Here is a 23,918-nt window from a genome sequence, read left to right as displayed (position 1 = left end):
GCCGGCCAGCGGCCGGCACTACCGTGGGTGCAGGGCTGCAAGCCCTGCACACAAAAAACCCCGCTTGCGCGGGGTTCTCTGTGTGTTGCGTGCAGCGCGAACGCTTACGGGCGACGGGCCAGGGCCTCGACGTCCTTCGCCTTCGGCAGCAGGTCCTGCTTGCTCACGCGCAGCACACCAATCGTCAGCATCGGCACCGCCACCAGGATCGAGGACAGCACCACGATCACCGCGCCGATCATGTGCGTCTCGGCCAGCCCTTCCATCGAGCTGCCACCGTACAGGTACAGGGCAAGCGCCGACAGGAAGAACATCACGGCAGTGATCACCGTACGCGACAGCGTCTGGTTGATCGAACGGTTCAGCACTTCCATCGAGTCCACGCGCAGGCTGCGGAAGTTCTCACGGACGCGGTCGAAGACCACGATGATGTCGTTGATCGCAAAGCCCATCACCGACAGCAGGCCGGCCAGCACGGTCAGGTCGAACTCACGGCCCAGCAGGGACACGTAAGCGACCGTCACGATCAGGTCGAACATCGCCACGATGCTGGCGGTGACCGCGAACTTCCACTCGAAGCGCACCGCGATGTAGATCAGGAAGCCGGCCAGCATGAAGATGGTGGCATACAGGCCATTCATCGCCAGGTCCTTGCCGATCTGCGGGCCCACGAACTCGTTGCGGAGCACGGTGGCCTGATTGTCGGCAGTGGACAACGCCTTCACCACGGCAGCGGCCGTGGCCTTGTCCTCGTGGGCGGCATCGCCGGTACCCGGAGCATGCTCGCCGTGCGGGGCCAGGCGGATCAGCAGGTCGGTGTTGCCGCCGACGCTCTGCACCTGGGCGCCTTCGAAGCCACTCTGCTCGAGCTTGGTGCGGACCTGCTCAACATCCACCGCCTTGTCGAAGCGGGCTTCGATCAGGGTGCCGCCGGTGAAGTCCAGTGCGTAGTTGAAGCCTTTGATGCCGATGATGGCGACCGAGGCCAGGAACACCACGATGGTGACTGCCATGGCGACATGGCGCCAGCGCATGAAGTCGATCTTGGTGTCGTTCGGGAGGATGTGCAGCGGAAACAGTTTCATTGTGCGTGTCGTCCCGTCAGATGGCCACGTTCTGGAGCTTCTTGCGGCGGCCGTAGATCAGCGTCGCCAGCGCACGCGACACGGTGATCGCGGTGAACATGGAGGCGAAAATACCGATGATCATGGTCAGCGCGAAGCCCTTCAGCGGACCGGTACCGAATGCAAACAGCGCCACGCCGACGATCAGGCCGGTCAGGTTGGCGTCGAGGATGGTGCCCGAGGCACGCTCGTAACCGGTCACGATCGCCGTCTTGCCCGGCACGCCGGCTCGCAGCTCTTCACGGATACGCTCGTTGATCAGCACGTTGGCGTCCACCGACAGGCCGACCGACAATGCCAGGCCGGCAAAGCCCGGCAGGGTCATGGTGGCACCGAACAGCGACATCACCGCCACTACGATCAGCAGGTTGAAAAGCATCGCTGCCGAGGTGATCACACCGAACATGCGGTAGTACACGCTGAAGAACACCAGGGTGAACAGGAACGCGAACACCACCGCGCGCATGCCGTTCTTGACGTTCTCGGCGCCGAGGCTCGGGCCGACCACGCGCTCCTCGACGAAGTCCATCGGCGCAGCCAGCGAACCCGACTTCAGCAGCTTGGCCAGGTCTTCGGCTTCCTTCTTCTGCAGGCCGGTGGTCTGGAAGTTCTTGCCGAACACGCCGTTGATGTTGGCCACCGAGATCACTTCCTCGTTGACCTTGAAGCCACGCACTTCCTGGCCGTCGACGACGGTTACGGTCGGCACGCGCTCGGTGTAGACCACCGCCATCGGCTTGTTCACGTTGGCGCTGGTGAAGTCGAACATGCGCTGGCCACCGACGTTGTTCAGCGTCACGCTGACGGCCGGCGAGCCGCTGTTCGAATCGGTCACCGCCTGCGCACCGACCATCTGGTCGCCGGTGACGATCACGCGCTTGTTCAGCAGGATCGGGCCGCGGCCGTCACGCTGCTGGTAGACCTTCGCTTCCGGCGGAATGCGGCCGGAGTTGATGGCGTCCTGCGCATTGCCTTCAACCACCGCACGGTACTCCAGGGTGGCGGTGGCACCGATCATGCGCTTGGCTTCGGCGGTGTCCTGCACGCCCGGCAGCTGCACGACCACACGGTCGGCACCCTGGCGCTGGATGATCGGCTCGGCCACGCCGAGCTGGTTCACGCGGTTGCGCAGGGTGTTGATGTTCTGCTCGATGGCGCCGTTGGCGATCTGCGTGATCTCGGTCTCCGGCACGGTGACCGTGATGCGGTTGCCGCTGACGTCATAGCCGAGGGTCGGCTGTGCCTTGACCAGCGCGGCGCGGGCACGCTGCGCGGCGTCATCGCCGGCGGATGGGCTCAGGTTGGCCACGATGCTGTTATCGGCGCGGCGTTCCACCGACTGGTAGGCGATGCGCGCGTCACGCAGGGTGCTGCGCACGTCTTCGGTATAGGCATCCAGGCGCTTGTCGAGGGCAGCCTTCTGGTCGACCTGCAGCACGAAATGCACGCCGCCCTGCAGGTCCAGGCCCAGCACCATCGGGCGACCGCCGAGGTTGGCCAGCCAGTCCGGCACGGTCGAAGCCAGGTTCAGCGCCACGGTGTACTTCTCGCCGACGGTGTCACGCAGGGCGTCGCTGGCAGCGGACTGCGACTTCAGGTCCGACAGGCGGACGATCAGGCTTTCCCCTTCCTTTTCGGCACCGATGGTGGCGATGCCGGCCTTTTTCAGGTCGGCCAGCACACGGTCGCGCAGCGCATCGTCGATCTGCCCGCCACGGTTGGCGGTGATCTGGATGGCCGGGTCCTTCTGGTAGATGTTGGGCAGCGCATACAGCGCGCTGAGCGCCAGTACGATCAGGATGACGACGTACTTCCAGCGTGGAAATTCGAGCATTGCTTGGGTCCCGCGCGGCGCCATCCCCGGCGCCGCGGTTGTGCTTCGGAAAGGGAGTGGCTTACTTGGCCGAATCCAGGGTGCCGGTCGGCAGCACGCTGCCGACAGCGCCCTTCTGCACGCGGATGCGCACGTTGTCGGCCACTTCGACGGTGATGAAGTGGTCGCCAATGTCGGTGACCTTGCCGGCGATGCCGCCGTTGGTCAGCACTTCATCGCCGCGCTTGATCTTCTCCAGCATGGCCTTGTGCTCCTTCTGCCGCTTCATCTGCGGGCGGATCATCAGGAAGTACATGATGGCGATCAGGATGATCGGGAACAGCAGCGTGGTCAGGCCCATGCCCTGCGGTTGGCCGCCGGCGGCCTGGGCGTGGGCGGCGGGAATCAGGAAAGCAAGCAGGTTCATCGTTGGTCCTTTGGTTGGGCGGCGCTCCCGTCCCTTGAGGGGCGGGGGTGTCGACCGCGGATCTGGGTCAGCCTTGAAGTATGCCACGGCCCCGGGCGTTCGTCCTTGGGCCGTTCGGCAGGGGGGCGTCGGGGTTACAGCGGCGGGGCCACCGCTCCGCGTGCCGCGTAGAAGGACTCGCGGAAGGCCAGGAAGGTTCCCGCCTCGATCGCGGCACGGATGTCGGCCATGAGCTTTTCGTAATAGAACAGGTTGTGCAGGGTGCCCAGCATCGGCGCCAGCATCTCGTTGCAGCGGTCCAGGTGGCGCAGGTAGGACCTGGTGTAACCGCCGGTGCAGGCCACGCAGCCGCAGCCCGGCTCGATCGGGTCCATGTCCCGCGCGTACTGGGAATTGCGGATGCGAACGGTGCCGAACGAGGTGAAATAGTGGCCGTTGCGCGCATTACGGGTCGGCATCACGCAGTCGAACATGTCCACGCCGCGCGCCACGCCTTCGACCAGGTCCTCCGGCCGGCCCACGCCCATCAGGTAACGCGGCCGGTCGCCCGGCAGCTCCGGATCCAGGTGGTCGAGCATGGCATTGCGCTCCTGCTCCGGCTCGCCCACGGCCAGGCCGCCGATGGCGTAGCCGTCGAAGCCGATCGCCTGCAGGGCGTCGGCCGAGCGGCTGCGCAGGTCGGTGTGCACGCCCCCCTGGACGATGCCGAACAAGGCCGCGTCGTTGCCCAGCTCGTCATGCGCGTTGCGGCTGCGCTGGGCCCAGCGCAGGCTCAGCTCCATGGAACGGCGGGCAACGTCTTCGGTGGCCGGGTACGGGGTGCACTCGTCAAAGATCATCACGATGTCCGAATCGAGCACCTTCTGGATCTTCATGCTCTCCTCCGGACCGAGGAACACGCGGGCGCCGTCGGTGGGCGAGGCAAAGGTCACGCCCTGCTCGGTGATCTTGCGTCGATGGGCCAGCGAGAACACCTGGAAACCACCGGAGTCGGTCAGGATCGGGCCATCCCAGCGGCAGAAGCCGTGCAGCCCGCCGTGGTCGGCGATGATGTCCAGGCCCGGGCGCAGGTACAGGTGGAAGGTGTTGCCGAGGATGATCTCGGCGCCCAACGCCCGCACCTGGTCCGGCAGGATGCCCTTGACCGAGCCATAGGTCCCCACCGGCATGAAGGCCGGCGTTTCCACCGTGCCACGCGGGAAGGTCAGGCGGCCACGGCGGGCACGGCCGTCGCGGGTCTGGAGCTGGAACTGCAGTCGGGACATGGAGCGGTCATTCGGGCAAATAGTTGTCTATTGTCTCCCAAGAAGACGTACGCACCAAGGTGCGCACCCACGCACCCATAAGTACCCCGGCTTCCCAGGCGCTCTGACCTCCCAAGGCGCCCTGCCCGCTCAGCCCGCCTGCGGGAACAGCAGCATCGCGTCGCCGTAGCTGAAGAAGCGGTAGCGCTGCTCGATCGCGTGCTGGTAGGCCTCGAACACGCGGTCCTTGCCTGCAAACGCCGAAATCATCATCAGCAGCGTGCTTTCGGGCAGGTGGAAATTGGTCACCATCGCGTCGACGCTGCGGATGCGGTAGCCCGGGGTGATGAAGATCTGGGTCTCGCCGGCGAACGGCAGCAGTTCGCCATCGCGCATCGCGCTTTCCAGCGCGCGCACCACGGTGGTGCCGACGCCGATCACCCGGCCGCCGGCGGCGCGCGTGCGCCGCACCTGCTGCACCAGTTCGGCGCCGACGTTCAGCCACTCGCGGTGCATCACGTGGTCCTTCAGGTCATCGGCGCGTACCGGCTGGAAGGTGCCCGCGCCCACGTGCAGGGTGACGTGGCCGAACTCCACGCCCTTGTCCTTCAGCGCCGCCAGCAGCGGTTCGTCGAAATGCAGGCCGGCGGTCGGTGCCGCCACCGCGCCTACCTCGCGCGCGAACACGGTCTGGTAGCGCTCGCGGTCGTCCACGCCCGGCTCGCGCTGGATGTAGGGCGGCAACGGCAGGCGGCCGGCATGCAGCAGCCACTGTTCCAGCGATTCCGGCACATGGAACTGCAGCACGTAGAACTCGCCATCGCGGCCCAGCACCTCGGCTTCGCCACCGGCATCCAGCGCGATGCGGCTGCCGGCCTTCGGCGACTTGCTGGCGCCGACCTGCGCACGCGCCTGCTGAGCGCCGAGCAGGCGCTCGATCAGGATCTCCACGCGGCCGCCGCTGGCCTTCTGCCCGAACAGGCGCGCCGGAATCACCCGGGTGTCATTGAACACCAGCAGGTCGCCCGGCTGCAGCAGTGACGGCAGGTCGCGCACCTGCAGGTCGGTGAAGGCACCGGGCGCCGGCGGTACCAGCAGCAGGCGGCTGGCGGAACGTTCGGCCAGGGGAGCCTGCGCGATCAGTTCAGCCGGCAGGTCGTAATGGAAATCGGACTTCTTCAAGGCGGTGGGCGGCAACAGGTCGACAATGGCGCGCATTGTACGTCCAGCGTCTGCGAGCCGGCGCACTTCGCGGCGAACGTCGCGCAAAATGCTGCTATGCAGCAGGTTTCTGCGGGGTTATCGCGCAAAAAAACAAGTGCTAGCATCGAACCGGAAGTCCGCTGCACGAGCCTGCCCCAAGCGCGCGTGATGACGCGCGTTTTGCTTTTGATGGCCCGTGCGACCCATTGTTTCAGGAGATCTGCAATGAGCTTCATCGAACGCCTCGCCCCCCTGCGCAACCAGCCCGGCACCCGCCTCACCACCGGCCTGGACGATGCCACCCTGACCGCCCTGTCCGCCAACCACCCGCAGCTGATTGCCGCAGTGGACGCCGCCGCCGAGGAGTTCGCGCGCGTGCAGACCGACCTGGGGCCGCTGCTGGCGCAGGACGAACAGGCACAGATCGACGCGATGCAGGACGGATTCGTCAATTTCTATGCCGATGACGCGGTGACCCCCTACGTGGCGCTGGTCGCGCGCGGCCCGTGGGTGGTCACCCTGAAGGGCGCCGTGCTGTACGACGCCGGCGGCTACGGCATGCTCGGCTTCGGGCACACCCCGGACGCCGTGCTGGAAGCCATGGCGCGCCCACAGGTGATGGCCAACATCATGACCCCCAGCCTGTCGCAGCAGCGCTTCATCACCGCCCTGCGTGCCGAGATCGGCCACCGCCGTGGCGGCTGCCCGTTCGCCCGTTTCATGTGCCTGAATTCCGGCTCCGAAGCCGTTGGCCTGGCCGCGCGCATCGCCGACGTCAACGCCAAGCTGCAGACCGATCCTGGCGCACGTCACGCCGGCGCTGCGATCAAGCGCGTGGTGGTCAAGGGCAGCTTCCATGGCCGTACCGACCGCCCTGCCCTCTATTCGGATTCCAGTCGCAAGAGCTACATGCAGCACCTGGCCAGCTACCGCGGCGAGGACTCGGTGATCACCGTGGCGCCTTACGACGAGGCCGGCCTGCGCAAGGTGTTCGAGGATGCCGCACGCAACCAGTGGTTCATCGAAGCGGTGTTCCTCGAACCGGTGATGGGCGAAGGTGACCCGGGCCGTTCGGTGCCGCCGTCGTTCTATGCCGTTGCCCGTGAGCTGACCCGTGCACACGGCAGCCTGCTGCTGCTCGACTCGATCCAGGCCGGCCTGCGCGCGCATGGCGTGCTGTCGGTGGTCGATTACCCGGGCTTTGAAGGCCTTGACCCGCCGGACATGGAGACCTATTCCAAGGCGCTCAATGCCGCGCAGTACCCGCTGTCGGTGCTGGCGGTGACCGAACATGCCGCGCAGCTGTACCGCAAGGGCATCTATGGCAACACCATGACCAGCAATCCGCGTGCGCTGGACGTGGCCTGCGCCACCCTGGCCCAGCTGACCCCACAGGTACGCGCCAACATCGCCGAACGTGGTGCCGAGGCCGTGCGCAAGCTGGAACAGCTGAAGAACGAGCTGGGCGGGCTGATCACCAAGGTGCAGGGCACCGGTCTGCTGTTCTCCTGCGAGCTGGCCCCGCAGTTCAAGTGCTACGGTGCCAACTCCACCGAGGAATGGCTGCGCCAGCACGGCATCAACGTGATCCATGGCGGCGAAAACTCGCTGCGCTTCACCCCGCACTTCGGCATGGACAGCGAGGAGCTGGACCTGCTGGTGGGCATGGTCGGCCGCGCCCTGCGTGAAGGCCCGCGCCGCGAGCAGGCTGCGGCGGCGTAAGCCGCCGCTTGCGTAGAGCCGAAGGCAGCGGCAGGAGCCGCTGCCAACGTCGCTGGCGACGGCCCGAAGGGTGCCGGCCAGGACGACCGGCATAGCCCTTGCTCGGCTGGCCTTTGCCGCGATCTGAACGAAGAGCAGCCGAGCATGGCTCGGCTCTACAGAAGGGCTCATAATTCAAGGACACCCCGTCTCTGACCGCCTTGCGGTCGGTGACGGGGCGTTTTCGTTTCCGGTCAAGAGACAGAAGATCCATGAAATCGATCTGTGTGTACTGTGGTTCCAACGCTGGCAGCAAGCCGGCCTACACCGAACGCGCCATTGCCCTGGGTGATCGCATCGCCCGCGATGGCCTGCGCCTGGTGTATGGCGGCGGCAACGTTGGCCTGATGGGCACCGTGGCCAACGCCGTGCTCGCCGCTGGCGGCGAGGTGACCGGCGTGATCCCGCGCCAGCTGGCCGACTGGGAAGTGGCCCACCGCGGCCTGACCGAACTGGAGATCGTCGGCTCGATGCATGAGCGCAAGTCGCGCATGTTCGACCTCGCCGATGGCTTCGTTGCCCTGCCCGGTGGCTTCGGCACCATGGAAGAGATCTTCGAGATGCTGACCTGGCGCCAGCTGGGCATCGGCAACAAGCCGTGCGCGTTCCTCGATGTGGAAGGTTTCTACGCGCCGCTGATCGGCATGATCGACCGCATGGTGGAAGAGCGTTTCCTGCATCCGGACCAGCGCCAGGACCTCTGGTACGGCTCGGACATCGAGGAAATGCTGGTGTGGATGCAGAACTACCAGCCGGCCCAGGCCTCGAAGTGGATCGACGAGAAACGTCGCTCGGCTCTGCGCTGAAGTGAACCGTCGCGGTGGCTCACGCCAGCGTCCGCGCCCACGGTGCGGGACGGCCCAGCAGGTAGCCTTGGCCATAGTCGCAACCGAGTTCGCGCAGTGTCTGCCGCTGCGCCTCGGTCTCGATGCCTTCGCCAATGGTTTCGATGCCCAGGGTGCGGGCCAGTGACAGCACGCCTTCGACCAGCGCGCGCGTGCTCTGCACTTCCGGCCCGTGCAGGCCGGCGATGAAACTCTGGTCGATCTTCAATGTACTGATCGGGAATCGGTGCAGGTAGGACAGCGCAGAGAAGCCGGTACCAAAGTCGTCCAGCTGCACCTGGATGCCACGCTCGCGCAGGCCCTGCAGGATGCGCAGCGTGTGCGGCGCATCGTCCAGCAGCGCGACCTCGGTAATCTCCAGCCGCAGCCGGCGCGGATCGGCGCCACACGCGTCGAGCAGGCCGAACAGGCGGTCGCTGAACTCGGCCGAGCGGAAATGGCGCGGCGAAACGTTCACCGAGACATAGCTCTGCCCACCTTCGGCCAGGCGCGCGATGACCTGCTCGTAGATCAGCCAGTCGACCTGTTCGATCAGGCCACTTTCCTCTCCCAGCTCCAGGAACGCGCCGGGCAACAGCAGGCCACGACGCTCGTGCTGCCAGCGGAGCAATGCCTCATGTCCCACCACTTCGCCATCGGACAAGCGCACGATCGGCTGGAAGAACGGAACGAAATCACGGTTGTTGATCGCGCGGCGCAGATCGGCTTCCAGGTCGAGGCTGCGCATGGCCTGTTCACGCATGTCCTCGTCGAAGATCGCACAGCGGTCATGGCCCTGTGCCTTGGCCCGGTACATCGCCGCATCCGCATCACGCAGCAGTTCCTCGCCGGTACGGTAGCGCGGATTCCACAACGCGATGCCCAGGCTGCCGGACGGGAACAACTCGCGGCCGGCGATCCATATCGATTCCTGCAATGCCAGCAACAAGCGCTGGCCGAAATCCAGCGCCTGTGCCAGGCCCTGCGGGCATTGCAGCAGCACCGCGAATTCATCACCGCCCAGCCGTGCCACCACGTCATCGGCGCCGGCCATCGATACGATGCGCTTGGCCACCTCCACCAGCATGCGGTCACCCGCGGCGTGGCCGATGCTGTCGTTGACCAGCTTGAAGCGATCCAGGTCGAGGAACAGCACGGCGAACACCGGCCCACCCTCGCGCTTGGCCAGCGCCAGCGCATCCTGCAGGCGATCGAGCAGGTGCAGCCGGTTGGGCAGGCCGGTCAGCGCATCGTGCATGGCCTGATGGGTCAGGCGTTGCTCGGCCCGCAGGCGCTCGCCGATCTGGCCGAGCAGCTTCTCGTTGACCTCGGCCAGCTCACGCGTGCGTTCCTCCACGCGCTTTTCCAGTTCGGCATGCGCCAAACGCAGCCGTTGCTGGTCGCGCTGGCGCGCCAACCCGGTTCCGATGTTCTGCGCAACGAACGTCAGCAGCCGCTGATCGTGCACGCTGAACGTACTGTTCTCGCTGTAACTCTGCACCACGATCGCACCGACCACCTCGTCATCGCGCAGCAGCGGCACGCCCAGCCAGCAATGCGAGCGCGCGCCGGATTCACGCACCTCGCCACTGGCCAGCAGCGCATCGATCTGGGCGCGTGAGGCCAGTAGGGGCCGCCGGTTGCGCACCACGTATTCGGTCAGGCCGCGACTGAACGGACGAGGTGCACGGCTGGCATTGTGCTCGTCCACCGAATAGACGAAGTCCAGGCCGTTGCCGCTTCCGTTCACCAGCGCGATATAGAAGTTGCGCGCATCGAGCAGGCGCCCGACCACGCCATGCACCTGCCCGTAGAACTGGGCCAGGCTGTCGGCCGACATCGCCATTTCGGCAATGTTGTACAGCGCGGTCTGCAGTTGCTCGGCGCGCCGGCGCTCCGCCACTTCATCCTGCAGGCTGTGGTTGGCACGCTGCAGTTCCAGCGTGCGCCGCTCCACCTGTTGCTCCAGCCGGACCTGCGCCTGGCGCCGATCCATCGCAGTCTGCACGTGCTGCGCGACAAAGCCCAGCAACGCCCGCTCGGCCTCGCCATAACGGGCCGCCAGCTCATAGCTCTGCACCACGATTGCGCCGCATACCCGGCCATCGCGCAGCATCGGCACACCCAGCCAGTCCAGGCTCTCGGGACCACGCTGCGGGTCGTGCTCCTGCTCGACCACGCGTGCCAGCAGTTCGCGCGAGGGTCCGCTGAGCGGCTTGCCGTGGCGCAGCAGCGCGACGGTCAGGCTGCGCGGCATCTCGGCGGCGTCATGGCTCTGCGACGGGTCGGCGACGAAATCGTCGACCTGGTCGGCGAAGTACAGGAAGCGGATCTGGTCACGCACATCATCGTATTCAACGATGTAGCAGTTCTCCGCATACATCAGCGTGCCGAGCACGCCGTGCACGTGACGCAGCATCTCCGACATCTCCAGATCGGCGCCGGCCAGATCGGCGATCTGGAACAGCGCCTGCTGCAACCGTTCAGCCTCTTCCAGCGCCTTGATCTGCCCGGCCTGGCGGCCACGCTGCAGTGCCAGTTCCATGGCCTGACGGGCCAGCCCCCACCACGCCGCGGAAGGTACGGCGCCTTCCACCGACAGCTGCAGGCGTGCACCGTCATGTTCCCAGCCATGGCAGCCGTCGCCGATGCCCGGCGCAGTGAACGCGCCTGCCGCCCCGTCGGCCGGCCACCCGTCCTGACCACGCCCGAGCTGCGGGTCGTCCCAGCCGACGCGGACCACAGCCGTTTCCGGCAGAAGTGCATGCAACGCGCGCACCAGCGCCGTGCTCAGCACGGCCTCGTGTGGTAGCTCTTCCGCCGGTTCAGCATGCGTGGACAAATGACAATCTCTTGGCGCCGTCTATGCGTCGCCTCCCCTGAGCCGACGAGCATAGCGCGCCACCCGGGGGGCAATGGAAGCCCGTAAACCCCGAATCGTGCGCCCGTACGTTTTTCCTGCCGTCCGCAGCCCCTTCCGAGCCATGACCCTCGCCCTGCCCGCCCCTGCCACCGGCTATGCGCCATCGCCTGCAGGCCTTACCCTGTACGCCGTGGAAGCCAGCGCACTGCCAACCGATGAAGCCTTGATGCTGGCCTGGGCCGGCGGCGACCTGCACGCGTTCGAAAGCCTGTATGCGCGCCATCGCAAACGACTGTTCGGCTTCCTGCTGCGCCAACTGCGCGACAACGCGCTGGCCGAGGAGATCTTCCAGGACGTCTGGCAGCGGGTGATCAGCGCCCGTGCCGGGTGGCAGCCCGAAGCGGCGTTCAGCACCTGGCTGTTCCGCATCGCCCACAACCGCCTGAACGACCATTGGCGCGCCGCCCGCCATCGCCCTGCCGCGCCGGCCGACGCCGACCTGCGCCTGGCCGCGATCGAGGACGGGCAGACCCCGGAAGCCGAACTTTCCGAATTCGAACAACGTCGCCGCATCCAGCTGGCGATGGAGCAATTGCCGCCGGAGCAGCGCGAAGTGCTGCAACTGCGGCTGGATCAGGAACTGAGCCTGGAGGAGATCGGCCAGATCACCGGCGTAGGCCGGGAAACCGTGAAATCGCGGCTGCGCTATGCGATGGACAAGCTGCGTGCGGGATTGAACGCATGAACCGAGACGAACCGCTGACGCCGGAAGAACGCGAGCTGGCCCGGCTGCTCGGCCGTCGCGCCGAGCAGGCACCACCGGCCGCACTGGACGCCGCCATCCTGGCTGCGGCGCGTGCCGCCGTGGACGCTCCGGGTACAGATGTTGCCGCCTCTCCCGAGGCGCCGCGCAAGCAGCGCACAGGCCCGCGTTGGCCAGCGGTGTTCGGCATCGCCGCTTCGATGGTGTTCGCCATCGGCATCGCCTGGCAGCTGCGTCCTGAACCGCCGCCGGTTCCGGCGGGCGAGACTGCTGTTGCCGCAGCACCGGCTGCGGCAGAAGACGTCGCGGCTGCCGATCAGGCCGCTGGAAGTGGTTCGGCCCACAGCGCAGTGGCGGTTGCGGAACCAGCCGCTGCGCCGGCAGCACCCGAGTCCGCCCCTGTTTCCGCTGCCCCGGCACCGGCCATCGCGCGTGCGCACAAGCCTGCGCCGGCCAAGACCGCTGAAGTGCCGGCCCAGGCCGCACGATCCATGGCTGCGGATGCGGCCGCCGACACCTCCTTTGCGACGCTCCCGCCCGCTCCGGCTGCAGCACCGCCCGCGCCACCTGCACCGACCGCCTACTCGGCACCCGCACCGGCATTCGCGCCAGCAGCGTCCGAGGCAATGAAAGCACGCACGGCGGCGGCACCGGCAGCCAATGCCACCGAGGCCGAGCGGGCGCAGGCGCTGGATCGGGTGGAGATCACCTCGATGAAGCGTGAGGCGCCCAGCCGTTCCGCACCGGGCATCATGCGCCGCGGCAGGGATGCGGGCCTGAGCGCGGATGCCGTGCAGGCCGAGGTGGACGCCGACGCGCGACTGCCGCGCCGGCAGTGGCTGCAGAAAATCCGCGCGCGACGCGACGACGGCCAGCGCGATCTGGCCCGCGCCAGCCTGGAGCGCTACGTGCAACAGTATCCGGAAGCACGCCTGCCGCGCGACCTGCGCCCGTTGCTGGACGACTGAAGCAGAACGTGATCTCCGGCGACCCCGTAGAATGACGGGAATGCTCGATACCCTCGCCCAGCCTGTCAGCCACACGCTGGAAGTCAAACACAGTCGTTTCATCGCCCATGCTGCGCCGATCGACAGCGCCGCAGCGGCCATGGCGATCCTGCAGCAGGTTGCAGCAGCCGACGCGACCCACAACTGCTGGGCCTACCGGTACGGCCAGGACTACCGCTCCAGCGACGATGGCGAGCCCGCCGGAACGGCCGGACGACCGATTCTGGCGGCGATCGATGGCCAGGGGTTCGACCGCGTGATGGTGGTGGTGACGCGCTGGTTCGGCGGCATCAAGCTGGGCGCCGGTGGACTGGTGCGCGCCTACGGTGGCGCTGCCGCCGAGTGCCTGCGCACCGCCCCCCGCCTGCCCCTGGTGGCGATGGCCCGGCTGCAGCTGCTGGCCGGCTTCGAGGACCTGGGCACCCTGCACGCCACCCTGCCCGCCTTCGGCGCCGGGAAGCTCGATGAACGGTTCGATGCCAACGGCGTGTGCCTGCGGGCCGAATTGCCGGCCGATCAGGTCGATGCATTGAAAATCCGCCTGCGCGACGCCACCCGTGACCGTATCCGCATACAAGACGACACCCAGGATGACTGACAAGGACGACGCCCCTGCCTCGACCCCGCCGCTGCGCCGCCTCGGCAGCCTGCGGACGTTGTGGCCGTTCGTGCGCCGCCATAGCGGGTTGTTCACCGCCTGGCTGCTGGCCCTGGCGGTCTCTTCGGCCGCCACGCTGAGCCTGCCCCCCGCCGTGAAGCAGATGATCGACCACGGCTTCACCAGCGGTGGCCAGATCAACCGTGCCTTCGCCCTGCTGATGCTGGTGGCGGTGGTGCTGGCGCTGGCGACGGCCGCACGGTTCTTCTTCGTGTCGCTGCTGGGCGAGAAGGTCGTCGCCGACCTGCGCAGCCGCCTGTACGCACACCTGATCCAGCTCGGCGCCGGTTTCCACGACCGCAGCCGCAGCGGCGAACTGGTCTCGCGCCTGACCGCCGACAGCGAACTGCTGCGCAGCGTGGTCGGCTCGACCATGTCGGTCGCCCTGCGCAGCAGCGTCACCGTGGTCGGCAGCCTGGCGATGCTGTTCGTCACCAGCCCGCGGCTGGCCGCGTGGTCACTGCTCGGCATCCCGCTGGCGGTGCTGCCGATCATCATCGGCGCGCGCAAGCTGCGCACGGTTGCGCGCAGCAGCCAGGACCGCATCGCCGATGCCAACAGCCTGGCCAGCGAGACGCTGGGCGCCGTGCGCACGGTGCAGGCGCATGCGCGCGAGCCCTATGAGCGCGGGCGCTTTGACAAGGCGCTGGGCGATGCCATCAGTGCCGCACGCCGGCGCATCGGTGCGCAATCGCTGGTTACCGCCAGCGCCATCCTGCTGGTATTTGGCGCCATCGTTGGCGTGCTGTGGCTGGGCGCGCACGATGTCATCGACGGACGCCTCAGTGCCGGCACGCTGGGCCAGTTCGTGTTGTACGCGCTGATCGGCGGCGGCTCGGTGGGCGCCTTGGCCGAAGTGTGGAACGAGCTGCAGCGTGCGGCCGGTGGCATGGGCCGTATCGGCGAGCTGCTGCAGGAAGACATCGAGATCCGTGCGCCGGCGCAGCCGCACGCACTGCCACAACCGCTACGCGGCGAAATCCAGTTCGACGACGTGGTGTTCCACTACCCGCAGCGCCCGGACCAGGCCGCGCTGGACCACTTCAATCTGCATGTGCGCCCGGGTGAGACCGTGGCCCTGGTCGGCCCGTCGGGCGCAGGCAAGAGCACGGTGCTGTCGATGCTGCTGCGCTTCCACGATCCGGCCAGCGGCCGCATCTGCGTGGATGGCATCGACGTGCGCCAGGTCGATCCGGCCGAGCTGCGCGCGCAGCTGGCACTGGTACCGCAGCAGCCGACGCTGTTCGCAGCCAGTGCGCGCGACAACATCCGCTACGGCAGGCTGCAGGCCAGCGACGCAGAGGTCGAGGACGCCGCACGTGCAGCAGAGGCCGATGGCTTCCTGCGGGCATTGCCGCAAGGCTACGACAGTGAGCTGGGCGAACGCGGTGCGCGCCTGTCCGGTGGCCAGCAACAGCGCGTGGCGATCGCCCGTGCGTTGCTGAAGAATGCGCCGATCCTGCTGCTGGACGAAGCCACCAGCGCGCTGGATGCGCAGAGCGAGCATGGCGTGCAGCAGGCACTTGAGCGGCTGATGGCCGGTCGCACCACGCTGGTCATCGCCCACCGCCTGGCCACCGTGCTCAAGGCCGACCGCATCGTGGTGATGGACCAGGGCCGTATCGTCGCCGAAGGTACCCATGCGCAGCTGCTGGCCGAAGGCGGACTGTACGCTGAACTGGCCCGACTGCAGTTCATCGATTGATGACGGCCGGCTAACATCGGCAAGACCAAGCTGGCCGCGCACCCGCAGCATCCGCTGAAGGAGGTACGCGATGTCGTTCCGTCAGTTCCCCGCCGTCGACAGTAATGGCGAAAGCCACATCATCATCGAATTCAAGCCCGAGGCGAACGGCAGCGGGCACCACTCCGAAGCCACGCCGCGCTATGAGCTGGATGACGGGCGCCAGCTGGTGCGCAATGGACGCGAGTTCACCACCAGTGGTGGTGAACTGCGGTTGACGATTTGAGGTTCGCCGGGCATGGCCCGGCGCTACCGCATTCGCGCTGCTCCGCGCTCGCGCTACCGGATCTCCATCCTCCGCTCTGGTAGGTGTCGACCTGGGTCGACACGCTTGTCGCCAAAAGCAGTCGAGCATGGCTCGACCCTACAAAGAAGCGTGGCCAATTTTTCGCCAGGTATCTTGACAGCCTTTGCCAGCAAGGGCTGAGCGAGGTTATCCACACATTTGCTCAGGATCCATCCACACCACCTGTGGATGAATGTGCTCAGCCCAGCACCCGTCCGATGCCGCTGGCGTCCACCTCGGCCGCTGCCCGACGGATCGCCGTCGGATCACTGCCGGCCACGAATCCGATACGGAAATGCACCTCGCCCCCGGGCGTGCGTGAGGAATGGATCGAGGCCAGGCTGATGCGGTGCTGCTCGAACACGTTCAACAGTTCACGCAGCGAGCCCGGCCGGTCCTCCGGCAAATGCACCGACAGCGCGCTGCGCTCGGTCAGGTCAGCCAGCAGATAGCCCACGCGTTCGAACGTGTAGTTGCCGTCCGCCAGCGCCTGCTCACCGAAAGCACTGCGATTGGCCGACAGGAGCTGCTCGCGGAAGGCATCACGTGCACCGTCGTCGCCCTGCCCGACCTGCGCCTGCAGGGCCTGCAGCTGGCCCACCAGCCGCTCCAGCATCGGCGCCACATACGGGTTGCCGAACTGGATGTCTTCGTAGATCGCCGGGTTGAGCGACAGGATGCGCGAAATGATCGCCGTATCCAGCTCGAACGATGCCGAACGGTACGGCATCATCGCAGCCAGATCGCCCAGCTGCGGCTGGTACTGGCGCAACACGCCGGCCTGGGCCAGATGGGTGGCATGCACCATCGCCTGCACCAGCGCCATCATCTGGTCGTGGTGCTGCGGCGTGGCCCGCACGCACTCGGCCTGCAGCGCAGCGCACAGCGTATCGACCCACGCCTGCCAGAGCTGCAGCCGCGCTTCGCAGACCACCATCACCCGCCCCTTCAGGGTCGGCGCCTTCGGTGGTGCGGTCATCGGGTGCAGGCCAACCACTTCGGCCTGCGAGGCCAGCATCGCCTGCACCGGCGCCTCCTTTACCGAGGTCACATCCAGCCACAGCCTGCCCTGCTCGCGGCCCGCCGATTGCCGCACGTACTCGGCGATCAACGCCGGGGTGTGCCGGATCGGTGCCGAGAACACCAGCACATCGGCCTGCGCCAGCAGGTGTTCCGGCGTGTGCGAACCTGGGTCGGCCGGATCGTGGCCGATCACCTGCAGCTGCAGGTGCTGCTGGAAGAAGCGGGTCAGCCAGCGCCCGTAGGCGCCAGCGCTGCCGATGATGCCGACCGTGCGCGGCGTGCGTGGGTCCAGGCCGCTCATGCCACGCGTTCGGCGCGGAAGCGCATTCCTTCGGCCAGCGCCGCCGGCGCGGCGGCGACCACGTCGAATTCCTCGAAGCCGTTGTCCAGGGTCGCCTCCAGCGCCGCATGGGTGCCGGCAATCGCACGCGAAATCGCCTGCTGCATCGATTCGCCGCGCAGCAGGAACGACACCACCAGCGACATCAGCACATCGCCGGTACCCGCCACGTCCACCGGCAGCAGCGGCGAGGTCCAGCGCCAGGTTTCCTCGCGGCCGACGGCCAGGGTCACCAGTTCACCCGGGGTGCCGCCCACGCTGTGCGCGATCACCCAATGCGGGCCGCGATCCAGCAGCGTGCGCCCGGCGGCGAGGGCATCGGCCTCGGCCAGCGCCGGCATGCCGGTCAGGCGATTCAGTTCGAAAGCGTTGGGCGTCACCAGCCAGGCATGCGGTAGCAGGCGCTCGGCGAAGATCGCTTCCAGCCCGGGTTCCACGTAGGGGCCGGTGTGTGTGTCGCCAATCACCGGGTCCAGGCAATAGCGCAGCTGCGGGCAGCCCGGCAGGATGTCGTCCAGCCAGTCTGCGAAGGCAGCACCGTTGGCGGTGCTGCCGAAGTAGCCGGAGACCAGCATCTTCGCCCGCTGCGGCAGGCCGCGTTCGTGGGTGCCCAGCAGCAGGTCGGCGAACCAGTCGGCCGGCAGCACGCGGCCACGCGTGGTGTCGTAGAACGGCGCGTTGCTGAGAAGCACCGTCGGAATGCTTGCCACACGCACGCCCAGCGCGCGCATCGGCGGTACGGCAGCGCTGTTGCCAGCGTGGCCGTAGACAAGTTGCGACTGGACCGAGATGACATCGATCGGCGACGGGCCGTCGGGCCGCTGGCGGCGGCCGTGGACCAGGTGATTATCAAGGGATTCGCTCATGGTCGCATTCTACGCCCAAGGGGGTTTTCGGCAGGGCTTGCAGCCCAGCACCTGCCGAAGCTGCAAGCAACGGCAACGGCAACGGCAAAAGCGAGCTATCCGTGGGGTGGCGGGGCGGTGTCGGAATGCGGGGACGCCGCAAGTACGTCCGTGTAGGCTTGGCAGCCGCATCCATGCGGCTGACACCCCGCACTCCGACACCGCCCCGCCTTCGACAGGTTCACGCGGCTGTTGGTAACTGCGGCTGTTGGTGGGTGTCGACCTTGGTAGACACATCTGTCAGATATCAAATGAATTCATCCACGCATGGCATGGGTCTACCGTGTCGACCAAGGTCGACACCTACCAGAGCAGTACACCGTTCCGACAAATCGCAGGAAACTGTCGAAGGCGGGGTGGGTCCGGTTGCGGGGGCGTGAGCGCCATGGATGGCGCGACCGAGCCTGCAGGGACGTATTCACGGCGTCCCCCGCAACCGGCCCCCCCCCCCCGCCAATCCACGGATAGCGCGCTTCGGCTGTTGCCGTTGCCTCTGCGGGTGCAGGGCTGCAAGCCCTGCAAACCAAACCCCCTCAGCGAGCAGCAGGCCGCGACGGCGGCAGCCACGCCGCCACGATGCCCAGCAACGGCAGGAACGCGGTCAGCTGGTAGACGTACTCGATGCTGGTCCTGTCCGCCAACAGGCCGAGCACGGCGGCACCCAGCCCGCCCATACCGAACGCGAAACCGAAGAACAGGCCGGACACCATGCCGATGCGGTGCGGCATCATTTCCTGCGCGTACACCACGATGGCCGAGAATGCCGAGGACAGCACGAAGCCGATCAGTACCGCGAGCACCGTGGTCCACAGCAGATCGGCATGCGGCAGCACCAACGCAAACGGCGCCACGCCGAGGATCGAGGTCCAGATGATCGGCTTGCGGCCGATGCGATCACCCAGCGGGCCACCCAGGAAGCCGCCAGCGGCGGACGCCACCAGGAACGCGAACAGGTGCAGCTGCGCCTGCGCCACCGGAATGCCGAAATGGTGGATCAGGTAGAAGGTGAAGTAGCTGCCGATGCTGGCCATGTAGAAGTACTTGCTGAAGATCAGCACCAGCAGGATCGCCAGCACCTTGGCCACCGTGCGTGGTGGATGGCGCGGCGCCATCGAGGCGGTACTGGCCGGGCGCGGCGTGCCCAGATGCAACGCGTACCAGCGGCCAACATAGGTCAGCAATGCGATGCCGATCAGGGCCGCGCCTGCGAACCACGACGCGGCATGCTGGCCGTACGGCACGATCACTGCCGCCGCAATCAGGGGGCCCAACGCGGTACCGAAATTGCCCCCCACCTGGAACACCGACTGCGCGAAGCCATGACGGCCGCCCGAGGCGAGCCGCGCGATGCGCGAGGCCTCCGGATGGAAGATCGCCGAGCCGATGCCGACCATTGCCGCTGCCAGCAGCACCATCGCGTAGTTCGGTGCGAAGCCGAGCAGCAGCATGCCGCACAAGGTCGAGGCCATGCCGATCGGTAGCGAATACGGTGCCGGGCGGCGGTCGGTGGCTACACCGATCAACGGCTGGAAGATCGACGCAGTGAGCTGATAGGTCAACGTGATCAGGCCGATCTGGGTGAAGCTGAGACTGAAGCCACCCTTGATCACCGGATAGATGGCCAGGATCAGCGACTGCATCATGTCGTTGACGACGTGCGAGGTGGAAATGGCGGCCAGCACGCCGGGGGCCGCCGGGCGTGAGGTCGTTGCGGGAGAAGCCAGGGTCGACATGGACGCAGTCAGGTTGGGGGCGAGCCCCGCATGCTACGGTTGCCCTTCCCTCCCTTCTGCCGCGTTCAGGTCATGCCCTATCGCAAAAAGGACATCGCCGGCGACGTCGATCCGGCCGCGCCCTGGCGGGAGGTTCCAGTGCACCGTCCGGTCACCTATCGGGTCACCCAGTACCCGGTGGGCACCCACATTCCCGGGCACAAGCACCAGCGCCACCAGCTGGTCTACGCCATCTCCGGCCTGATGGTGGTGCGCTCGGAAGTCGGCCGCTGGGTGGTGCCCTCGAACCGCGCGATCTGGATGCCGGCCGGCATGGTGCACGCGGTGGACTGCATCGCCGCCGTGCACATGCGCAGCCTGTACATCGACCCGTCGTTCGCCCCGCACCTGCCGGCCGAACCGTTCGCGGTGCAGGTCTCGCCCCTGCTGCGCGAGCTGCTGCAGGCCGCCACGCTGGTCAAGGGCGAGCACATCGAGGACAGCCGCGATGGCCGCGTGGTCCGCCTGCTGCTGGATGAGCTGCACCGCATGGACGTGCTGCCGTTGCACCTGCCCGCGCCAACCGACCCGCGCCTGCAGCGGATCTGCCTGCACCTGCAGAAGCACCCGGGCGATGACGCCACGCTGCAGGACTGGGCGCAGGCGCTGGAGGTGGACGTGAAAACCATCCAGCGGCATTTCGCCAACGAGCTGGGCATGACCTTCGGGCAGTGGCGGCAGCAGGCACGGCTGCTGGCCGCGATGGAACGGCTGGCGGTCGGCGACAAGGTCATCGATGTCGCGCTGGCGACGGGCTACGACAGCCCCAGCGCGTTCACCAGCATGTTCAAGCGCCAGCTGGGGCAGACACCTGCGGCGTTTTTCCGGTAACGGCATCCACGCATGGCGTGGATCCACCATCGCGGCGCATGCCCGGCGGAAACCATCGCGGATCGCAAACGAGAACGCCGGGCATGGCCCGGCGCTTCCGCTCAACGCTTCGGTTGAAAAACTCAGGACGTCATCCGGTCCCAGAAGCCTTTCACGCCGTCGATGAAGGTGGCCGACTTCGGCGAATGCTTGCGCGCTTCCTCGCCGACGAAGGTGGCTTCGAACTGCTCCAGCAGCTTGCGCTGTTCAGTGGTGAGGTTGACCGGAGTCTCCACCACCACGCGGCAATACAGGTCGCCTTCGCTGCGGCTGCGCACCGAACGCACACCCTTGCCGCGCAGGCGGAACAGCTTGCCAGTCTGGGTCTCGGCCGGAATGCGGATCTCCGCTTCGCCGCCGAGGGTAGCCACGCGCACGGTGTCACCCAGTGCCGCCTGCGAGATGCGGATTGGCACTTCGCAGTGCAGGTCGTCGCCATCGCGCTGGAAGATCGCATGCTCGCGCACGCGCACTTCCACGTACAGGTCGCCCGGCGGCGTACCGGCCGGCCCGGCTTCACCCTCGCCCTGCAGGCGGATGCGGTCACCGGTATCGACGCCCGCCGGCACCTTCACCGACAGCACCTTGTCTTCCTCGACGCGGCCGTTGCCGTGGCAGGTCTTGCAGGGCTTGGCGATGATCTGGCCTCGGCCGCCGCAGTTGTGGCAGGCCTGCTGCATGGCGAAGATGCCGCGCTGGATGCGCACCTGGCCGCGGCCATGGCACACATTGCAGGTCTCGACCTTGCCGTCCTCGGAGCCACTGCCATCGCAGTCGCCGCACTCGGCCAGGGTCGGAATCTCGATCCGGCGCTCGACGCCGCGCACGGCTTCTTCCAGGTCCAGCTCCATCACGTAGCCGATATCGGCGCCGCGACGGGCCTGGCGCGGGCCACCGCCGCCCCCGCCAAAGATGTTGCCGAAGATATCGCCGAAGATATCGTTCATGTCCGGGCCGCCCGGGCCGCCGCCGCCCATGCCGTGCTCGAACGCGGCGTGGCCGTGGCTGTCGTACATGCGGCGCTTGTTGCCGTCGGACAGCACTTCGTAGGCTTCCTTGCACTCCTTGAAGGAGGCCTCGGCCGCCGCATCACCCGGGTTGCGGTCCGGGTGGAACTTCATCGCGCAGCGACGGTAGGCCTTCTTCAGCTCGTCGTCGGTGGCGGTGCGGGCAACGCCCAGCACTTCGTAGTAATCGCGCTTGCTCATATCGTGAATCGGGTTCCGGAAAGTCGGGATTCGTCAAAGCGGAAGAGCGGAACCAGGTCCGCTCTTGCGTCGGGCGCCCCGACACGCCGGTGGGCGGTCAGGACCCTGATGCGACAACGGGACGCTGGTGGCCAGCGTCCCGCGTCGGTCCGGATCAGGACTTCTTGTCGTCCTTGACTTCGGTGAACTCAGCGTCGACCACGTCATCCTGCGCCTTGCCGGCATTGCCGGCGTCGGCACCCGGGGCACCGCCCTGGTCGGCCGAAGCAGCGGCGAACAGCGACTGGCCAGCTTCTTCCAGTGCCTTCGACTTGGCTTCGATCTGTGCCTTGTCGTCGCCCTTCATCGCGGTTTCCAGGTCGGCCAGCGCCGCCTCGACCTTGCCGATGACATCCCCGCCGACCTTGCTGCCGTGCTCGGTGATGGCGCTGCGGGTGCCGTGGATCAGGGCGTCGGCCTGGTTGCGGGCCTGCACCAGTTCCTGGAACTTCTTGTCTTCCTCGCGGTTGGCTTCCGCGTCGGCAACCATGCGCGCGATCTCTTCCTCGGACAGGCCCGAACCGGCCTTGATCTCGACCTTCTGTTCCTTGTTGGTCTTCTTGTCCTTGGCCGACACGTGCAGGATGCCGTTGGCGTCGATGTCGAAGGACACTTCCACCTGCGGCAGGCCACGCGGGGCCGGCTCGATGCCGGACAGGTCGAACTTGGCCAGCGACTTGTTGAAGCGGGCCTGTTCGCGCTCACCCTGCAGCACGTGCACGGTCACGGCCGACTGGTTGTCCTCGGCGGTGGAGAACACCTGCGAGGCCTTGGTCGGGATGGTGGTGTTCTTCTCGATGATCTTGGTGAACACGCCACCCATGGTTTCGATACCCAGCGACAGCGGGGTCACGTCCAGCAGCAGCACGTCCTTGACGTCGCCGCCCAGCACGCCGCCCTGGATCGCCGCACCCAGTGCCACGGCTTCGTCCGGGTTGACGTCCTTGCGCGGTTCCTTGCCGAAGAACTCGGTCACCGCCTGCTGCACCTTCGGCATGCGGGTCTGGCCGCCGACCAGGATCACTTCGCTGATGTCGCTCGAACGCAGGCCGGCATCGTTCAGGGCGACGCGGCACGGCTCGATCGACTTCTTGATCAGGTCGTCCACCAGTGCTTCCAGCTTGGCGCGGGTCAGCTTGATGTTCAGGTGCTTCGGACCCGACGCGTCAGCGGTGACGTACGGCAGGTTCACTTCGGTCTGCTGGGCGCTGGACAGCTCGATCTTGGCGCGCTCGGCAGCATCCTTCAGGCGCTGCAGGGCCAGCGGATCCTTGCGCAGGTCGATGCCCTGGTCCTTGTTGAATTCTTCAACCAGGTACTCGATGACGCGGTTGTCGAAGTCTTCGCCACCCAGGAAGGTGTCGCCGTTGGTGGCCAGCACTTCGAACTGCTTCTCACCGTCGACATTGGCGATCTCAATCACCGAGACGTCGAAGGTGCCGCCGCCCAGGTCGTACACCACGATCTTGCGATCCTTGTTGTCGCCCTTGTCCAGGCCGTAGGCCAGCGCAGCCGCAGTCGGCTCGTTGATGATGCGCTTGACGTCCAGGCCGGCGATGCGACCGGCGTCCTTGGTCGCCTGGCGCTGGCTGTCGTTGAAGTAGGCCGGCACGGTGATGACCGCTTCGGTGACCTTCTCACCGAGGAAGTCCTCGGCGGTCTTCTTCATCTTCTCCAGCACCTTGGCCGAGATTTCCTGCGGGGCCATCTTCTTGCCGTCGCTGGTGGCGACCCAGGCATCGCCATTGTCATGGGCCAGGATGCTGTACGGGACGTGGGCGATGTCCTTCTGCACCTCGCCATCGGTGAACTTGCGGCCGATCAGGCGCTTCACCGCATAGAAGGTGTTCTTCGGGTTGGTCACGGCCTGGCGCTTGGCCGAGGCACCGACCAGGACTTCGCCGTCCTTGGTGTAGGCGACGATCGACGGGGTGGTGCGATCGCCTTCCGAATTCTCGATGACGCGGGCCTTGCCGCCGTCCATGATCGCCACGCACGAGTTGGTGGTGCCGAGGTCGATACCAATGATCTTGCCCATGGGGGA

At 66.9% G+C, this 23,918-nt stretch carries 19 protein-coding genes; 8 read left to right on the top strand and 11 right to left on the bottom strand.

The annotated features are described in order from the left end of the window. Positions 1-104 precede the first annotated feature (104 nt). The 5 genes from secF to queA form a co-directional block, all read right to left on the bottom strand. Positions 105-1,085: a protein translocase subunit SecF gene (secF, locus tag ACM0PY_RS06440; protein WP_049413603.1), complete on the bottom strand. Its 981-nt coding sequence runs from the start codon at positions 1,083-1,085 to the stop codon at positions 105-107. A gap of 16 nt (positions 1,086-1,101) precedes the next feature. Beyond that, positions 1,102-2,958 (bottom strand): protein translocase subunit SecD, encoded by a 1,857-nt coding sequence (secD, locus tag ACM0PY_RS06435; protein WP_005416202.1) that lies wholly within the window; start codon positions 2,956-2,958, stop codon positions 1,102-1,104. 61 nt (positions 2,959-3,019) lie between these two features. Further along, the gene (yajC, locus tag ACM0PY_RS06430; protein WP_005416201.1) at positions 3,020-3,364 is read right to left on the bottom strand and encodes a preprotein translocase subunit YajC; all 345 of its coding nucleotides are present in this window, start codon (positions 3,362-3,364) and stop codon (positions 3,020-3,022) included. A 134-nt stretch (positions 3,365-3,498) separates the two neighbouring features. Further along, positions 3,499-4,629 carry a tRNA guanosine(34) transglycosylase Tgt gene (gene tgt / locus ACM0PY_RS06425; protein WP_111200678.1) on the bottom strand — a complete coding sequence of 377 codons (1,131 nt, stop codon included), beginning with the start codon at positions 4,627-4,629 and terminating at the stop codon, positions 3,499-3,501. Between the two features lie 129 nt (positions 4,630-4,758). Further along, positions 4,759-5,826, bottom strand: a complete 1,068-nt coding sequence (gene queA, locus ACM0PY_RS06420; protein WP_061477925.1) for a tRNA preQ1(34) S-adenosylmethionine ribosyltransferase-isomerase QueA — start codon at positions 5,824-5,826, stop codon at positions 4,759-4,761. 210 nt (positions 5,827-6,036) lie between these two features. Between queA and ACM0PY_RS06415 the strand changes: the two genes are divergently transcribed. After that, positions 6,037-7,533 (top strand): aminotransferase class III-fold pyridoxal phosphate-dependent enzyme, encoded by a 1,497-nt coding sequence (locus ACM0PY_RS06415; protein WP_134970556.1) that lies wholly within the window; start codon positions 6,037-6,039, stop codon positions 7,531-7,533. A 251-nt stretch (positions 7,534-7,784) separates the two neighbouring features. Then, positions 7,785-8,378: an LOG family protein gene (locus tag ACM0PY_RS06410; RefSeq protein WP_005416197.1), complete on the top strand. Its 594-nt coding sequence runs from the start codon at positions 7,785-7,787 to the stop codon at positions 8,376-8,378. 19 nt (positions 8,379-8,397) lie between these two features. On the opposite strand, the gene ACM0PY_RS06405 is transcribed toward ACM0PY_RS06410, so the two are convergent. Next, on the bottom strand, positions 8,398-11,238 hold the full coding sequence (locus tag ACM0PY_RS06405; protein ID WP_111200680.1) for a bifunctional diguanylate cyclase/phosphodiesterase: 2,841 nt from the start codon (positions 11,236-11,238) through the stop codon (positions 8,398-8,400). A gap of 247 nt (positions 11,239-11,485) precedes the next feature. Between ACM0PY_RS06405 and ACM0PY_RS06400 the strand changes: the two genes are divergently transcribed. The 5 genes from ACM0PY_RS06400 (at position 11,486) to ACM0PY_RS06380 (ending at position 15,657) form a co-directional block, all read left to right on the top strand. Continuing rightward, a complete protein-coding gene (locus ACM0PY_RS06400; protein WP_229298559.1) occupies positions 11,486-12,004 on the top strand; it encodes an RNA polymerase sigma factor in 519 nt (172 codons plus the stop codon). Next, positions 12,001-12,990, top strand: a complete 990-nt coding sequence (locus ACM0PY_RS06395; RefSeq protein WP_180884496.1) for a hypothetical protein — start codon at positions 12,001-12,003, stop codon at positions 12,988-12,990. Before ACM0PY_RS06400 ends, ACM0PY_RS06395 begins: the two co-directional genes overlap by 4 nt. A gap of 40 nt (positions 12,991-13,030) precedes the next feature. Further along, positions 13,031-13,627, top strand: a complete 597-nt coding sequence (locus tag ACM0PY_RS06390; RefSeq protein WP_072168299.1) for an IMPACT family protein — start codon at positions 13,031-13,033, stop codon at positions 13,625-13,627. Further along, a complete protein-coding gene (locus ACM0PY_RS06385; RefSeq protein WP_061477930.1) occupies positions 13,620-15,392 on the top strand; it encodes an ABC transporter transmembrane domain-containing protein in 1,773 nt (590 codons plus the stop codon). The genes ACM0PY_RS06390 and ACM0PY_RS06385 overlap by 8 nt, the downstream gene beginning before the upstream one ends. A gap of 70 nt (positions 15,393-15,462) precedes the next feature. Next, positions 15,463-15,657 carry a hypothetical protein gene (locus tag ACM0PY_RS06380; protein WP_005416191.1) on the top strand — a complete coding sequence of 65 codons (195 nt, stop codon included), beginning with the start codon at positions 15,463-15,465 and terminating at the stop codon, positions 15,655-15,657. A gap of 259 nt (positions 15,658-15,916) precedes the next feature. Here the strand turns inward: ACM0PY_RS06380 and ACM0PY_RS06375 are convergent, their stop codons facing one another. The 3 genes from ACM0PY_RS06375 to ACM0PY_RS06365 form a co-directional block, all read right to left on the bottom strand. Beyond that, positions 15,917-17,041, bottom strand: coding sequence for a prephenate dehydrogenase (locus ACM0PY_RS06375; RefSeq protein WP_134970527.1), 1,125 nt, complete (start codon positions 17,039-17,041; stop codon positions 15,917-15,919). Beyond that, positions 17,038-17,946, bottom strand: coding sequence for a pyridoxal kinase (pdxY, locus tag ACM0PY_RS06370; RefSeq protein WP_134970525.1), 909 nt, complete (start codon positions 17,944-17,946; stop codon positions 17,038-17,040). The genes ACM0PY_RS06375 and pdxY overlap by 4 nt, the downstream gene beginning before the upstream one ends. Positions 17,947-18,518: 572 nt before the next feature. Further along, positions 18,519-19,718, bottom strand: coding sequence for an MFS transporter (locus tag ACM0PY_RS06365; RefSeq protein ID WP_111202030.1), 1,200 nt, complete (start codon positions 19,716-19,718; stop codon positions 18,519-18,521). Positions 19,719-19,790: 72 nt separating this feature from the next. On the opposite strand from ACM0PY_RS06365, the gene ACM0PY_RS06360 reads away from it, so the two are divergent. Beyond that, positions 19,791-20,588, top strand: coding sequence for an AraC family transcriptional regulator (locus ACM0PY_RS06360; protein ID WP_111202029.1), 798 nt, complete (start codon positions 19,791-19,793; stop codon positions 20,586-20,588). Between the two features lie 122 nt (positions 20,589-20,710). On the opposite strand, the gene dnaJ is transcribed toward ACM0PY_RS06360, so the two are convergent. Next, positions 20,711-21,835 carry a molecular chaperone DnaJ gene (gene dnaJ / locus ACM0PY_RS06355; protein ID WP_072168303.1) on the bottom strand — a complete coding sequence of 375 codons (1,125 nt, stop codon included), beginning with the start codon at positions 21,833-21,835 and terminating at the stop codon, positions 20,711-20,713. Between the two features lie 154 nt (positions 21,836-21,989). Next, positions 21,990-23,912: a molecular chaperone DnaK gene (gene dnaK, locus ACM0PY_RS06350; RefSeq protein ID WP_005416183.1), complete on the bottom strand. Its 1,923-nt coding sequence runs from the start codon at positions 23,910-23,912 to the stop codon at positions 21,990-21,992. Positions 23,913-23,918: the final 6 nt, after the last annotated feature.

The organism is Stenotrophomonas sp. BR163 (assembly GCF_047520985.2).
Taxonomy (GTDB): Bacteria; Pseudomonadota; Gammaproteobacteria; order Xanthomonadales; family Xanthomonadaceae; genus Stenotrophomonas; species Stenotrophomonas sepilia.
This window is presented reverse-complemented; position numbering and strand designations above follow the sequence as displayed.

What these genes read in the sequence shown, in the direction of transcription:
- secF (WP_049413603.1), bottom strand. Translation starts at nt 1,085, where the DNA reads ATGAAACTGTTTCCGCTGCACATCCTCCCGAACGACACCAAGATCGAC.
- secD (WP_005416202.1), bottom strand. Translation starts at nt 2,958, where the DNA reads ATGCTCGAATTTCCACGCTGGAAGTACGTCGTCATCCTGATCGTACTG.
- yajC (WP_005416201.1), bottom strand. Translation starts at nt 3,364, where the DNA reads ATGAACCTGCTTGCTTTCCTGATTCCCGCCGCCCACGCCCAGGCCGCC.
- tgt (WP_111200678.1), bottom strand. Translation starts at nt 4,629, where the DNA reads ATGTCCCGACTGCAGTTCCAGCTCCAGACCCGCGACGGCCGTGCCCGC.
- queA (WP_061477925.1), bottom strand. Translation starts at nt 5,826, where the DNA reads ATGCGCGCCATTGTCGACCTGTTGCCGCCCACCGCCTTGAAGAAGTCC.
- ACM0PY_RS06415 (WP_134970556.1), top strand. Translation starts at nt 6,037, where the DNA reads ATGAGCTTCATCGAACGCCTCGCCCCCCTGCGCAACCAGCCCGGCACC.
- ACM0PY_RS06410 (WP_005416197.1), top strand. Translation starts at nt 7,785, where the DNA reads ATGAAATCGATCTGTGTGTACTGTGGTTCCAACGCTGGCAGCAAGCCG.
- ACM0PY_RS06400 (WP_229298559.1), top strand. Translation starts at nt 11,486, where the DNA reads ATGCTGGCCTGGGCCGGCGGCGACCTGCACGCGTTCGAAAGCCTGTAT.
- ACM0PY_RS06395 (WP_180884496.1), top strand. Translation starts at nt 12,001, where the DNA reads ATGAACCGAGACGAACCGCTGACGCCGGAAGAACGCGAGCTGGCCCGG.
- ACM0PY_RS06390 (WP_072168299.1), top strand. Translation starts at nt 13,031, where the DNA reads ATGCTCGATACCCTCGCCCAGCCTGTCAGCCACACGCTGGAAGTCAAA.
- ACM0PY_RS06385 (WP_061477930.1), top strand. Translation starts at nt 13,620, where the DNA reads ATGACTGACAAGGACGACGCCCCTGCCTCGACCCCGCCGCTGCGCCGC.
- ACM0PY_RS06380 (WP_005416191.1), top strand. Translation starts at nt 15,463, where the DNA reads ATGTCGTTCCGTCAGTTCCCCGCCGTCGACAGTAATGGCGAAAGCCAC.
- ACM0PY_RS06375 (WP_134970527.1), bottom strand. Translation starts at nt 17,041, where the DNA reads ATGAGCGGCCTGGACCCACGCACGCCGCGCACGGTCGGCATCATCGGC.
- pdxY (WP_134970525.1), bottom strand. Translation starts at nt 17,946, where the DNA reads ATGAGCGAATCCCTTGATAATCACCTGGTCCACGGCCGCCGCCAGCGG.
- ACM0PY_RS06365 (WP_111202030.1), bottom strand. Translation starts at nt 19,718, where the DNA reads ATGTCGACCCTGGCTTCTCCCGCAACGACCTCACGCCCGGCGGCCCCC.
- ACM0PY_RS06360 (WP_111202029.1), top strand. Translation starts at nt 19,791, where the DNA reads ATGCCCTATCGCAAAAAGGACATCGCCGGCGACGTCGATCCGGCCGCG.
- dnaJ (WP_072168303.1), bottom strand. Translation starts at nt 21,835, where the DNA reads ATGAGCAAGCGCGATTACTACGAAGTGCTGGGCGTTGCCCGCACCGCC.
- dnaK (WP_005416183.1), bottom strand. Translation starts at nt 23,912, where the DNA reads ATGGGCAAGATCATTGGTATCGACCTCGGCACCACCAACTCGTGCGTG.